Source organism: Treponema sp. UBA6852, from assembly GCA_002449305.1.
Taxonomy (GTDB): Bacteria; Spirochaetota; Spirochaetia; order Treponematales; family Treponemataceae; genus Treponema_D.
In genome coordinates this window covers 13,008-26,325 of record DKDI01000037.1, presented here as the reverse complement: position 1 = coordinate 26,325, position 13,318 = coordinate 13,008, and the positions used below count along the sequence as shown (strand labels likewise).

The window sequence follows — 13,318 nt, the reverse complement described above, 5'->3', positions numbered from 1 at the left end:
TAAAGACAAAAACTTTCTTTATTAGTTGGCAGAAACAGGTTCTACTGAAACAAGTTTGCGATTCATGCGTTCTGTGTATTTTACTACACCGTCAACAACAGAATACAAAGTGTCGTCTGTTCCACGCTTTACATTGTTGCCAGGATGGATACGAGTTCCACGCTGTCTTACAAGAATAGAACCGGCAGTAACTTTTTCTCCACCAAATCTTTTAACGCCCAAATGTTTAGGGTTTGAATCGCGGCCATTTTTAGCACCGCTACCGCCTTTAGTACGTCCCATTTTAATCCTCCGCCGGCATAAACCGGACTATTATTCAATTATTTCTTGAAACCGCACATTATCAGGATATTCAGCAGAAAGTTTTATAAAAGCAAATCTTATAAAATCCCCAATGCATTTCAAGCGTTCCACAGCAGAGGCTGCGGATTTTTCAACCCGAAACTCCAAAAAGCCACGGGTAGAAGTGTCAGCATTAAAAACAAGCTCTTTTGTATTTTGAAGCATTTCAACTGATGTGCCCAAAACTATAGATTCAGCAGCACAAACAATATCCTTGCCCTTTTCAGCAAACGAAGCATGCCCAAAAGCTTTTACACTCTTTAATGCTCCGTCTTTGCCGCAAACCAAAAGAACTTCCGTCACTTATGCCAAGACAACATCCTGAACAGTAACCTTTGTATACTGCTCGCGGTGTCCAATAAGACGATGATAGTCTTTTTTTGACTTGTATTTGAATACGAGAACTTTCTTATCTTTGAAAGTTTCTCCAACTTTTACAGTAACTTTAGCGCCCTTTACATAAGGAGAACCGACAGAAACTTTATCGCCATCACTTACAAGAAGAACTGTATCGATTGTGATTACATCGCCATCTTTTGCATCAAGCTTTGACACTTCAAGAACAGCGTCTTTTTCTGCCTTGTACTGATTGCCTTTGAATTCAACAATTGCGTACATTTTATAAACCTCTAAATTTTTTTTGCCCCAAGGAGTAACGGGTTCCTTGAAAGCATTTCAACAATTAGTAAGACATTTTAACAAATTTCATAAACTAAGGTCAAGCGAATTTCTGCCGATAAATAAAAAATTCAGTTTTTAATTTACACCGCATTTTCAAACTTGTTTTACAAAATTGAAATTTCCAAGAGTTTCATATAGAATGGAACTATGGAATTTAATTTAGAAAAACTCCCATGCTTTGGAGTCGCAGGAAATTTTACAGGACATCTGGAGCAGGCAGGAGAAACCGTTGAGTTTAAGAATGTAAAGACAAAAGAAAAAAATGCGCCAAAAGCAATTTTTCCAACATATATACCGAATGCAAAAAATCCAGTGCCGGAATTTCTTGGAATATTTCCATTTGATTCGGGCAAAATAATTTTCCCGTGCGGAGAAGAAAAACTTCAGATTGAACCAGAATGCGCTCTGATTTTAAACGCTGAATGGAACTGCGGAAAATTAAAATCACTTGTTCCCGTGAAATTTGGAGCCTCAAACGACTGCTCTATCCGCAAACCTGGAGCAAAAAAAATCAGCATGAAAAAAAACTGGGGCAAATGCAGCAAAGGACTTTCAAAAAATTTAATCAGCATTGACGAGTTTTCTGAAAACGGGAATATTGCAAAATACAGAATCGCTTGCTTTCTTTTTAGAGATGGAAAAATCTTTGAATACGGAGAAGACAGCCCTGTAAAAGGATACAACTATATTTTTGAAAAGCTCACAAACTGGCTCATAGAAAAATTCAACACACAAAAAGATGAAGGCACAGCAGAAGATGTCGGAAGCTATCTTACATCAGCAGGCCTGCCAAAACAGATAATGGTTTCAATAGGAGCTACGCGTTACACAGAATTCGGGGAAACAATTTTTTTAAAAGACGGAGATGAAAGCATTGTCATTCTTTATCCTGAATATAAATATTCAAACGCTGAAATCAAAGAAATAGCGGCTGAAAATTCTTTTAACGATAAAGAAATAAGTGTTTTAAGGCAAAAAGTAATTTTGCAGTAGATACGTCTGGTCAAGGTACGCTTATGCTCAAGACCTTGACTCAGCCGTTTTTAGGGTTTTGATAAACCCTAAATTAAGCCGCCGGATTTTTAAAAGCAAAGATTCAGCGGTTTAAGGTTTTATTTTGAACAGGCACAAATGCTATTCTTTAAAAAATCCAAGGCTTTAAGTGCATCCATTCCTTTTTTGTCTGCATATTCAAGAAGCTGGGCAACTTTTGACATCAAGTCAAGATTATGCTCAGACATTTCATTCCATAAAATTATAAGCTCAGCACGGTCTTTTAAAATTCCTGCCGCAATACAAAAAGACTTTACGCCCACTGACATTGCAACATGAACAGACACATTTCCAAACTTTGACTCTTCGCCGGCAGCCTCGTCATGCTTTTGCAAATCACTGATTACAAGCTGCCTGTCCATAACGCAGTTTGAATCGACCGCATCAACTAAAGAGCAAAGAATTGAATTCTTTTCAGCATTTCTGATTTTTCCAGCAGAGTAAAAAGGCAACATAAAAATTCCTCCATAAAAAACAATGAGAAAGCATAAAAATTAAAAGTGAAAAAATTATGAGGAACTTTATAAGACGGAAGTTTGCTTTATTACAAAATCAATGTATTTATTCTTGACAGGAACGTTCAGCGCACATAAAGAAAAATCAATATTCTTTTCAATTACAAGAACAAGAAGTGCCAGAAACGCAAAGCAAATCGCAAAAGAAATTTCAAATTTTCTTTCTTCATGCACAAATGCTTCAACAGTGGAATTGTCAAAAAAAGACAAAATAACTGCGCCTGAATCGTTTTCAAATTCAAGGGCGCATTTATTGGAAATTTTAAGCTCGTGCCTGAATGCAGGATATAAAATCCACAGAAAAACTGAAAAGACAATTAAAATAGTGTATAAAAATTTTTTCTGCATAAAACCTTAATTCAGGCACAAAAAAACAACAGAACCGCACTTTATAAAATGCAGTTCTGCCATAAAAAACTAAGCACCGTAAGTTGCAATGAAAACACCAGCAGCAATTGCAGTTCCAATTACACCGGCAACATTCGGTCCCATCGCATTCATCAAAAGGAAGTTTGAAGGATCGTACTCAAGTCCAACTTTATTCGCAACACGGGCAGCCATAGGAACCGCAGAAACTCCCGCAGAACCAATAAGCGGATTAATTTTCTTCTTAAGGAAAAGATTCATGATTTTTGCCATTACAAGACCGCCAATTGTGGCAACTGCAAATGCAAAAAGACCAAGAACAATAATTCCAAGTGATTCTTTCTTAATGATTTTTTCAGGAGTCATCTGGCTTCCAACACCAAGAGAAAGAAGAATTGAAACAATGTTCATAAGCTCGTTTTCCATAGTTTTAGAAAGACGTTCCGCAGCATGGCTTTCCTTTACGAAGTTTCCGAACGCAAGCATTCCAATCAAAGGACAAGCTGGCGGCAAAAGAAGAATTGAAATCACAAGAAGCAAAATCGGAAACAAAACTTTTTCTGTCTTTGAAACAGGCCTAAGCTGATCCATTTTTATCAGGCGTTCTTTTTTTGTCGTAAGAAGTTTCATAATCGGAGGCTGAATCATCGGAACAAGAGCCATGTAAGAATATGCGGCAACCGCAATAACCGCCATCATTTCAGGAGCAAGCTTTCCAGAAACATAAATTGAAGTAGGACCGTCCGCACCGCCGATAATTGAAATCGCGCTAGCCTGAAGCATTGTATAGTCAGTTCCAAGAAAAGCGTTCATAAATGCAACACCGAAAAGCGTAAAGAAAACGCCAAACTGGGCAGCACCGCCAAGCAATGCAGTTTTTGGATTTGCAATAAGAGGACCAAAGTCAGTCATTGCGCCAATTCCCATGAAAATAAGCATCGGGAAGAATTCGTTTCCAACGCCCGCGCTGTAAATTATATGAAGCATTCCATGAGGAGCGTCTCCCATTGCCGCGCCCGGAATATTCACAAGAACAGTTCCAAATCCAATAGGAATAAGAAGAAGCGGCTCAAATCCTTTTCCAACTGCAAGATAAATAATAAGGAAGCCAATTGCAAGCATAATCAAAGACTGCCAGCCCGGAGCTTTAGGAGCTTCATCAAACGGATTGTTTTCTTCCGCCGCAAGCTGAGCTTCTGCCTGCGCTTTTTCCAACGCAAGCTCTTCCGCTGTAGGCTGATGAATCATCTTATAGATTCCAGTTGACTTTCCAATATTCTTTAAGAACTTTGAAATAGAAATATCATATTTTCCATTCCAGTTTTCAGTTCCTTTTATTACACGTTCCATTCCAGAAGCTGGAGCAGGTTTGTCTTGCGCAAAAGTTCTTGTTGTAAATGAAAGAACTCCAGCAACTGCCATAATCGAAAGCATAATAAATGCAATTTTTGTATTTTTAATTTTCTTTGTATCAGGCATACTATTTCCTTAAAAAAACTTCCACCGCTCCTAAAAAGAGGCGGCAGATAATCTTAGCAAATTTCAGCTACTGGCTGACCATTTGTAAGCTGAGTTCCAGCACTTGCAAGGAAGTGAACTTTTCCATCAACAGGAGCTTTTATTTCAAGTTCCATTTTCATTGACTCAATAATAACAACATTGTCGCCTTTCTTTACAGAAGCGCCTTCAGCAACTGCTGTTCTAAGGAACACGCCGGCAACCGGAGCATTTACTTTTGTTCCATTGCCAGATGAAACTGGAGCAGCTGGAGCCGCAGTTGCAGGAGAAGCAACAGGTTTTGCAACTGGAGCAGGCTGAACAACAACACCGCCAATGGTGGCAAGAACCTGTCCGCTCTGAATCTGTGAACCAGGAGCAACAGAATAAGTGATTGTTCCGTCATCTGTAGCTTTAACTTCAAGCTCCATCTTCATTGATTCAATTATTATTATAGTCTGGCCTTTAGAAACTTTTGTTCCGTTTGCAAAGCACTGCTTAAGCAATGTTCCAGCAACCGGAGCCTTTACATCAACTCCGCCTGTAGCAACCGGAGCAGAAGCAGAAGCAGGAGCCGCAGTTCCAGCCCCAACAGAAACAGAATAAGGAGTTCCATTTACTGTAACAGAACCGTTTCCGTCTGAAGTTACATTATATGCAGAACCGTTAACTGTGATTGTGTAAGATCCGCCCTTTGAAGCAGGTTCAGCAGCAGGAGCTTCTTTCTTTGCAAATGCAGTAGCAGCATCAACAGGACCGTTTGCTCTTTCCTTAAAGAATTTTGGAGCAACTTTCGGGAACATTGCATAAGTGAGTGTATCCTCGTCGCTTCCATCGCCACCGTTTTCCTTTGCTTCCTTAACCATTTTGTCCCATTCAGGTTCAATTTTGTCAGCAGGACGGCAAGTAATAACTTCTTCCATATTGTTCTGTGCAAGAGCTTTTTTTACGAGATCCGCATTTGGCTCTGCAGGAAGCTTTCCGTATTTTCCAACCAAAAGATCACGGAATTCACCTGTCATTCTTTCATAGCGACCAAAAAGAACATTGAAAACAGCCTGAGTTCCAACAATCTGTGAAGTCGGAGTTACAAGAGGAACATATCCAACATCTTTCTGGACAATCGGAAGCTCTTTTAGAACATCATCCATTTTGTTAGATGCGCCCTGCTGCTTAAGCTGGCTTTCGAGATTTGAAAGCATTCCGCCTGGAACCTGAGAAAGAAGAATGCGTGTGTCAGCTCCAAGGAAAGAAGATTCAAGTGAAGAATAATGCTTTCGGACTTCGCGGAAATAAGCTGCAATTTCAAGAAGCGCTTTTGTATCAAGCCCTGTATCATATTCGGTTCCCTTGAGCATTTCAACAACAGTTTCAGTTGGAGAATGGCTTGTTCCCATAGACATTGAAGAAATAGCTGTGTCCAGAATATCCGCGCCAGCTTCAACAGCCTTAAGTTCTGTAGCAACAGAAAGACCCGTTGTCGCATGAGAGTGAATCTCAATAGGAAGATCACAGGCTTTTTTAATTGCAAGAACCAAGTCATAGGCTTCATAAGGCTTTAAAAGTCCAGACATATCTTTTATACAGATTGAGTCCGCGCCGAATTCAGCATAAGTTTTTGCAAGGTCAGCATAAACCTGATTTGTATGGAAAGGAGTAACTGCATAGGAAATTGCCATCTGAACATGCTTTCCTGTCTTTTTTGCAGCTTTTGTGGCACGCTCAAGATTGCGAGGGTCGTTGCAGGCATCAAAAATGCGGAAAACATCAATTCCGTTCTTTGCGGCAGTTTCAACAAATTTGTCAACAACATCATCAGCGTAATGACGGTATCCCAAAAGATTCTGTCCGCGCAAAAGCATCATAATCTTATTGTTTGGAAGAGCCGCATGGAGCTTGCGAAGACGATCCCAAGGATCTTCATTCAAAAAGCGGATACAAGAGTCATAAGTTGCTCCGCCCCAGCCTTCTACAGCCCAGTAGCCAATTTTATCAATCATTCCGCAAGCAGGAAGCATATCAGCAGTTGTCATGCGAGTGGCATGCAAAGACTGATGGGCATCACGCAAAACAAGTTCAGAAATTCCAATTTTCTTAGACATAAATCAACCTCTTAATAAAAATCTATTAATTACAACGCTTTTTTATCTTTTAATACAGCGGCAATAGCGGCAACAACAGCGCCATTGTCTTCGGCAGGAACGGAAGGAGAAGCAACAGGCTGCTCGGCGACAGGCTCGGCGTCCCATTTTAAGGCATGAACCACAGCATGAAGCGCAATCATCGCCAAAATCATAATAATCAGAAAAAAGAAAACCACACCCATTCCCAGCAAAGTAAGAATTCCACTTTGACTGAACATTTCAAGAACTGTCATAGTTCCTCCCAAGAATAAAGATTTTATAGGAAAAGAATTTTTTTTAACCGAATCTTTCCGCATTTTAGCAAAAAGATACCGTTAATAATATAGAGAAATTTCAAAAACATTACAATTAGAATAGAAAGAATTTATTCATCAAATGGACAACAGTTACGCACAAAGCAAAAAAAAATCCGCCCGGAATAAATGAAGCGTATTCAAATATTCCAAGCGGAAATTTAGATTTAAAGTTTTAGGCTAAACCCTGAACTGACCAAGACGGCTATCCATTACAGAAATATTTTCCTTTGTGGACTGCGCCAAATCCGAAACATTCTGGGCTGCCGAACTTATTTGCCTTGCTCCGGCCGCCATTTCATCCATGCTTCCAAGAATTGTAGAAGAAACGTGCTGAACAGAATCCATTTCCTTAGAAACTTCAACAATTCCGCTGTTTACATCCTTGAATTTCTCATTTACTTCTGAAGACTGGCTTCTCATGTCGCTTAGCGCACTAAAAATCTGCCTTGAAGCGTTTTCCTGCTCATTCATGGCGTTGTCAATTTCACGGATAATCGTATCAGTTGAATTCAAATGCGTAACAATTTCGCCAAATGCAGTCTGCGAATCCTTTGAAAGGGAAACAACATCTTTAATAGAAGAAGAAATCTGTTTAAGTTCTGTATTGATATTTTTTGACTGTTGGCTTGAAGTTTCCGCAAGTTTCCTAATTTCATTTGCAACAACAGAGAATCCTTCGCCTGCTTTTCCTGCGTGGGCGGCTTCAATTGCGGCATTCATTGCAAGCAAGTTTGTTTCAGAGGCAATCTGCGAAATAATCTGGTTAGCCTGAATAAGCATTTTTGACTGGGCTGCAATTTCGTTGACTTTACCATCTACATTCGCAAGCTTTGTTTTTCCTTCGTCAACAGTTCCGCCAAGCTCTTTAAAGCTGTCAGACATTTTATGAACATTTGCGGTAACAGAAGAAATATTTCCAAGCATTTCTTCAATTGCAGCGGAAGACTCTGAAATTCCTTGAGCCTGAGCTTCAACAAGTCCAGACAAATCTCTTACGCTGCCGGCAGATTTTCCAAGAATTCCAGTTGTATTTGAAACAGAAAGCGAAAGATTTTCCGACTGCTTTTTTACGCCGGTAATGTTCGCCATAATCTGAGCAGTTGCGCTGGCAGATTCAGATGCGTTTGTTCCAAGGTTCTGGCCGATTGAATCAAGGGAATTCTGCGCCTCGTTCAGCTCAATGATAATTTTCTGAATCATTTCAATAAATTTATTTACGTCAACTGAAATATCATCAAACTCATTGTTCCATTTTATAGGAAGCCGCGCCGTAAGGTCTGCATCTCCAGAAGAAAGGTTGTTGATTGCATCTCCCACAGCCTTAAGCGGATTTATAATTTTTGAAATCAGAATAGCCACAAGAATTAAAATAATTACAACTGCGCACAAAACAGTAGCAATAAGAATCCGCGAAAAAATAGAAAATATAATTTCATGCACAAGCGAAACTTTCTTTCCGAGAAAAAGCGTTGTAAGGAAAGTTCCGTCGTCCTGCTTTAACGGAAAATAATATGTAAAATAGTTTTCTCCGTTTATTTTTGCGTTGTACAAAGTTTCTTCGCCACCAGAAGCTCTTTCAATTGGAGTTTTATCGGCAATTTCAGTCCCGAGCATTCCGGCAATTGAAGTAAAGGCTCTTTTTGATCCTTCAAAAATTGTAAAGTCGCAGGTTGTGGATTTTGAAATGCGGTCAACAAACGCATTGTTCAGAATTTCCTTTTTTGTAAAGAATGCTCCTACAACTTTTCCGTTAGCTTCCAAAGGACGCCCGCAAATATAAGAAACAATACCGTCAGCTTGAATAAAGCCGGAAAACCGTTTTCCCTGAAAGACATTTTTTACAGTCTGACCATCGATTTCATGCATATTTCCTATATTTATTGAAGTTCCGTCGTTTCCAACAAAACTACAGGCATCAAACAAAGAAGCGGCAATGGAATTTTTACAAGTATTGCGGAATAATTCAGGTCTTGAAAAGCCAAAGTTCAAGTAAATGTCTTCGATTGTCTTTAGAGTATACAAGGTTGAATCTGTGCAGCTTTTCTTATAAATATCAATTTCTTCATAAACAATGGAAACGTCGTCTTTTAATGTCTGCCTAAAATATTCAGAAAAATCGGTTTTGATTCTGGAATAGACAATAATCGAAAGAGCCGCGGCATAAACTGTAAGCCCAATAATATTCGACAGCATAAGAACCGCCGAAATTGAAAATCTTTTTTTCATAGTGTGAACCCCATGCAGTAATCAGTCCCCCCCCCCGCCTATACAGCACAACCCCTAGCTTTTTATAATGCGCAAGTATAGCATAACTAAAAAAATATGCAACCATAAAAATTGAAGTTTGGACTATTTATCAACTTGATTTTTCTATTAAAATGCCGAAAATTTAACAGCGGACTTTTTATGAATACAAAGAATTTTATTTTATCCACAGCAGCAATAATCTCATGCGCCTGTATCTTCGGCCAAAGCTACATAGAGCAATTAGACTTTTCCACGGAAACAACAGAACCAGTTCCGTCTGTCTACGTTCCATATTCAGACATAGAAATTGAGCGCGAATCAATCATGGCAGCCCAAGCGCAAGGACACGTTTCAGAAAAAGATGCCGTAATGACATCTTCTAGCTTTGTAAACTGGACAAAAAACACATTTGCCTCGGACGTTGCTTTTAACATTGAAAAAGCCGGAATTCCTCTTCCAAGCGGAAAATCAACTTCTGTAAAAGAAATTGAAATGAAGCTTCCGATTCTTGTAAAAAATCCGCTGCTTTCCCTTTACGTGGACGATGCAAAAACACTCGGTGACCTTGTTCTAGACGGAACGGTTACACTTGAAAGCCTTACAAGAATTGTAGACAACAGCAAAAAAACTCCAGCAGTATTTACAAAAGACGGACTTCTTTTAACAAAGCACACAATCAACTTGAACGACATTTCTTCAAGCCTTGTAAAGCACCACACGCCATACAAAAAAATGCAGCCGATTGATCAAGTTGCATCCAGGGAATACACAGGAATTGTCCTTGACGCGCGCGGCTCTCTTCCAGTCCACGGAGAATTCATAGAAAGCGAAGTTTATCCGTGTCTGTTCCCAAAAGTCTGGACAGAAGACATGGAGCTGTTATACGAACGCAACATGGTTCAGCCTGAAATAGCAAAAAAATCAGGAATCGTAAAATACTCAAGCTCCGATTTTATAGAAGATTATGACGGAAGAGCCGGAAAAGATCCGCTTTGGATTACCGTAAAAAAAGTCTATGGAATAAACAGATGCGATCCTGTAATTTCAAAAGAAGACTATTTAAGAATTGCTTCCGTTGAAAAAAATGTGGAGCTTCTAAAAAAGGGAAAAGTTGTAATTCTTTTGGACAAGGAGCAGCTTGAGCATAAAGTTTCTGTGCCGCAAAAAGACAAGAATTATTACATTGCATATCACCAGATAAAAAAATATTTCTTTGAGCGCAAAATTCCAGATGTTGACCTGAACGAAGTTCTCACAGGAATTCAAATTACAATGCAGAACTTACGCTTTATTGCTGACTCCTACGAACTTCTTCCGCAGGAAAAACCACGCATCGCACAAATTGCAGAATCACTCAAAAAAGCCACGTCTTCAGGCGAATACACAATCCTGATTGAAGGGCACACAGCAGACGTAAACAAGCCGAACGGACAAATGACCTTGAGCATTCAGCGCGCGCAGGAAATAATCAAGGAGCTTGTTTCAAACGGAATAGACAAAAATTTATTCACGTACAGAGGATTCGGCGGAACAAAGCCAGTGGCAGACAACAGCACTCCGCAGGGAAGAGCATTAAACCGTCGTGTAGAAATCATAATCATGCCAAAAGGCAGCTACATTCTAAGAGAATAGCATGAACCAGTTTTCACGCTCAGAACTTATTTTTGGCAAGGCCGGAATTGAAAAACTGAAGCGCTCAAAAGTAGCAGTGTTCGGAATCGGCGGCGTTGGAGGATACGCAGTTGAAGCCTTGGCAAGAAGCGGAATCAGAAGTTTTGATTTAATCGACAGCGACACTGTAAGCCTCACAAACATAAACCGCCAGATTATAGCAACTCACAAAACAATAGGACTTTACAAAGTTGACGTTGCAAAAGAGCGCATTCTTGAAATTAATCCGCAGGCACAAGTAAAAACACGCAAAGTTTTTTTCACGCAGGAAACAAAAGGAACTTTCGACTTTTCAGACTACGACTATATAATAGATGCAATTGACACAGTCGCAGGAAAAATCGCGCTTGCAGAAGAAGCGCAAAAATGCGGAACAAAAATAATCAGCTGCATGGGAGCCGGAAACAAAATCGACCCGACACAGCTTGAAGTTTCAGATATTTACAAAACCAGCGTCTGTCCTCTTGCCCGCGCAATGCGAAAAGCCTTAAAAGAACGCGGAATAAAAAAACTTAAAGTTGTTTACTCAAAGGAAGAGCCTGTAAAAATAATCTATGACAGTTCCGCAGAAACAAAAGGAAATGCAGGAAGACCAGCTCCCGGAAGCACATCATTTGTACCACCCGTAGCTGGCTTGATAATCGCAGGTGAAGTAATAAAAGACCTTGTAAAGTCCTAGAGACTTGCGGAACAAAGCATAAGAAGGCCTTCAACAATGGCTTCGTGTTCATTTGGAGCGATTCTTGCATACAAGGATTCCGGAGTGTCGCCGGGCATTACAGGAACTTTTTTCTGCACAAGAATCTTTCCTGTATCGCATCCGCCGTCCACAAGATGAACCGTGCATCCGCTTTCCTTTTCATTTGCAGCAAGAACAGCCTCATGGACATTATGCCCCCACATTCCTACTCCACCAAATTTAGGCAAAAGAGCTGGATGAAGGTTTATAATCTTATTCTTATATTCCTGAATTATTTTTCCCTGCAAAACGCTCAAGTAGCCAGCAAGAACAATTCCGTCAATTCCACGGAACTTGCACTCTTCAAGAATCGCATCAGAAACCGCAGCATTTTTTTCTTCACGCAAAGCTTTTTGCGCCGCCTCTTTTCCCATAACAGAAAAAGGACTTTTTACAACGCAGTCAATTCCGGCAGTTTTTGCACGCTCAAGCGCATAGGCATTTTTTGTGCTTGAAATAACAACGTCAATCTTGTAAGGACAGTCCGCATGAGAGTTCTGATAGTCTATAAGAGCTTGAAGATTTGTTCCTCCGCCGGAAACCAAAACAGCAGTCTTAAACATAGAACTGTGTCATTTCCTTGCTGCCCTTGAACTCGCCCTTGATAACTTTGTCAGTGTGGCCAACGTAGCCGATTTCATAGGCTTTCATAACAGGAGCGCCTTTTACAGCGAATTTCTTTGCATTTGCATTGAATCTTTTTAGGATTTCCGCAGAATCTTTTTTGCTTACCGCAAGAACAAATCCTATTCCCATATTGAAAGTTGAGAAAACATTTTCCGGATCTGCGCCGCGCTTTATAAGCTCATCAAAAATTTCAGGAACTTCCCAAGAATCCTTTTTTATCATTGCAACAAGCTGCTTTTTGCCTTCTTTTGCATGAGGGAACATACGCGGAACATTTTCATAGAATCCGCCGCCTGTAACATGAACCATTCCGTGAACACTTGACCTGAACTTGCTCAAAACGTCCATAACAGGGCGCACATAAATGCGTGTAGGAGTAAGAAGCACTTCTCCGATTTTTCTTTCTTTTCCGCCGATTGTAATTTTCTCTTCAAAGTCTGTAACAAGCTTTCTTATTAAAGAGTATCCGTTTGAATGCGGACCTGTGGAAGAAAGACCGATTAAAACATCGCCTTCTTTTATTTTGCTTCCATTAATAATGTCAGATTTATCTGCAACGCCAACTCCAAAGCCAGCCAAATCGTATTTTCCGTCATCGTAAAAACCTGGCATTTCAGCAGTTTCGCCGCCAAGAAGAGCACAGCCCGCATCTACGCAGCCGTCAGTTACGCCTTTTACAAGCTCGCCGGCAACCTTTGAATCAAGCTTTCCGCAGGCAATATAGTCAAGGAAAAATGAAGTCTTTACGCCGCTGCAAAGAATGTCATTAACGCTCATTGCAACACAGTCAATTCCAACTGTATCATAGATTCCCATCTGAAAAGCAATGTCCAGCTTTGTTCCAACTCCATCTGTTCCAGAAACCATCACAGGATTCTTCATATTCTTTGGAACTGCAAACATTCCATTGAATGCGCCAAGCTCTGTAAGCTGCCCTGGGATTCTTGCGCGCTCAGACTGTTTCTTGTATTTGTCAACAGCCTTGTAGCCTTCGTTAACATCAACGCCAGCCTTCTTGTAGTCAAATTTTTCCGCCATGATTCCGTTCCTTAAAAAAATTGTTTTTATAATATACAGTTTATTTATTTATTGTTCAATTACAAGAAAATTGACACATTAAAATCGGGAATATCAAGATAA

General features: G+C 40.0%; 14 protein-coding genes. 3 read left to right on the top strand and 11 right to left on the bottom strand.

The annotated features are described in order from the left end of the window. Nucleotides 1-21: 21 nt before the first annotated feature. From rpmA to rplU, 3 genes are read right to left on the bottom strand one after another with little or no spacing between them, the layout of a single operon-like run. On the bottom strand, nucleotides 22-282 hold the full coding sequence (rpmA, locus tag B3209_RS08395; protein ID WP_295800265.1) for a 50S ribosomal protein L27: 261 nt from the start codon (nucleotides 280-282) through the stop codon (nucleotides 22-24). A 30-nt stretch (nucleotides 283-312) separates the two neighbouring features. Then, entirely contained in the window at nucleotides 313-630 is a 318-nt protein-coding gene (locus B3209_RS08390) for a ribosomal-processing cysteine protease Prp (protein ID WP_296663811.1), read from the bottom strand. Between the two features lie 15 nt (nucleotides 631-645). Next, the gene (gene rplU, locus B3209_RS08385; RefSeq protein ID WP_013701108.1) at nucleotides 646-960 is read right to left on the bottom strand and encodes a 50S ribosomal protein L21; all 315 of its coding nucleotides are present in this window, start codon (nucleotides 958-960) and stop codon (nucleotides 646-648) included. Nucleotides 961-1,170: 210 nt separating this feature from the next. Here rplU and B3209_RS08380 point away from each other — a divergent pair, with 210 nt between their 5' ends. Beyond that, nucleotides 1,171-2,016 carry a DUF5718 family protein gene (locus B3209_RS08380; protein WP_296690461.1) on the top strand — a complete coding sequence of 282 codons (846 nt, stop codon included), beginning with the start codon at nucleotides 1,171-1,173 and terminating at the stop codon, nucleotides 2,014-2,016. 119 nt (nucleotides 2,017-2,135) lie between these two features. Here B3209_RS08380 and B3209_RS08375 read toward each other — a convergent pair whose 3' ends face one another. The 6 genes from B3209_RS08375 to B3209_RS08350 all read right to left on the bottom strand — a co-directional run bounded on the left by B3209_RS08375 (nucleotide 2,136) and on the right by B3209_RS08350 (nucleotide 9,120). Further along, a complete protein-coding gene (locus B3209_RS08375) occupies nucleotides 2,136-2,531 on the bottom strand; it encodes a hypothetical protein (protein ID WP_296690459.1) in 396 nt (131 codons plus the stop codon). Nucleotides 2,532-2,597: 66 nt separating this feature from the next. Continuing rightward, nucleotides 2,598-2,939 (bottom strand): hypothetical protein, encoded by a 342-nt coding sequence (locus tag B3209_RS08370; protein WP_295795560.1) that lies wholly within the window; start codon nucleotides 2,937-2,939, stop codon nucleotides 2,598-2,600. Nucleotides 2,940-3,008: 69 nt separating this feature from the next. Further along, entirely contained in the window at nucleotides 3,009-4,379 is a 1,371-nt protein-coding gene (locus B3209_RS08365) for a sodium ion-translocating decarboxylase subunit beta (RefSeq protein ID WP_414718100.1), read from the bottom strand. A gap of 110 nt (nucleotides 4,380-4,489) precedes the next feature. Next, nucleotides 4,490-6,556 carry a sodium-extruding oxaloacetate decarboxylase subunit alpha gene (gene oadA, locus B3209_RS08360; RefSeq protein WP_296662995.1) on the bottom strand — a complete coding sequence of 689 codons (2,067 nt, stop codon included), beginning with the start codon at nucleotides 6,554-6,556 and terminating at the stop codon, nucleotides 4,490-4,492. A 29-nt stretch (nucleotides 6,557-6,585) separates the two neighbouring features. Continuing rightward, nucleotides 6,586-6,831 carry an OadG family protein gene (locus tag B3209_RS08355; RefSeq protein WP_296013290.1) on the bottom strand — a complete coding sequence of 82 codons (246 nt, stop codon included), beginning with the start codon at nucleotides 6,829-6,831 and terminating at the stop codon, nucleotides 6,586-6,588. A 240-nt stretch (nucleotides 6,832-7,071) separates the two neighbouring features. Next, nucleotides 7,072-9,120, bottom strand: a complete 2,049-nt coding sequence (locus B3209_RS08350) for a methyl-accepting chemotaxis protein (protein WP_296690455.1) — start codon at nucleotides 9,118-9,120, stop codon at nucleotides 7,072-7,074. Nucleotides 9,121-9,300: 180 nt separating this feature from the next. Between B3209_RS08350 and B3209_RS08345 the strand changes: the two genes are divergently transcribed. Further along, entirely contained in the window at nucleotides 9,301-10,773 is a 1,473-nt protein-coding gene (locus B3209_RS08345) for an OmpA family protein (protein ID WP_296662989.1), read from the top strand. A gap of 1 nt (nucleotide 10,774) precedes the next feature. After that, nucleotides 10,775-11,491 (top strand): tRNA threonylcarbamoyladenosine dehydratase, encoded by a 717-nt coding sequence (locus B3209_RS08340; RefSeq protein ID WP_296662987.1) that lies wholly within the window; start codon nucleotides 10,775-10,777, stop codon nucleotides 11,489-11,491. On the opposite strand, the gene purN is transcribed toward B3209_RS08340, so the two are convergent. Both purN and purM read right to left on the bottom strand, forming a co-directional pair. Next, the gene (gene purN, locus B3209_RS08335) at nucleotides 11,488-12,114 is read right to left on the bottom strand and encodes a phosphoribosylglycinamide formyltransferase (RefSeq protein WP_296662984.1); all 627 of its coding nucleotides are present in this window, start codon (nucleotides 12,112-12,114) and stop codon (nucleotides 11,488-11,490) included. The two genes, B3209_RS08340 and purN, sit on opposite strands and share 4 nt — an antisense overlap. Then, nucleotides 12,107-13,216, bottom strand: a complete 1,110-nt coding sequence (purM, locus tag B3209_RS08330; RefSeq protein WP_295798022.1) for a phosphoribosylformylglycinamidine cyclo-ligase — start codon at nucleotides 13,214-13,216, stop codon at nucleotides 12,107-12,109. Before purM ends, purN begins: the two co-directional genes overlap by 8 nt. Between the last annotated feature and the right edge of the window lie 102 nt (nucleotides 13,217-13,318).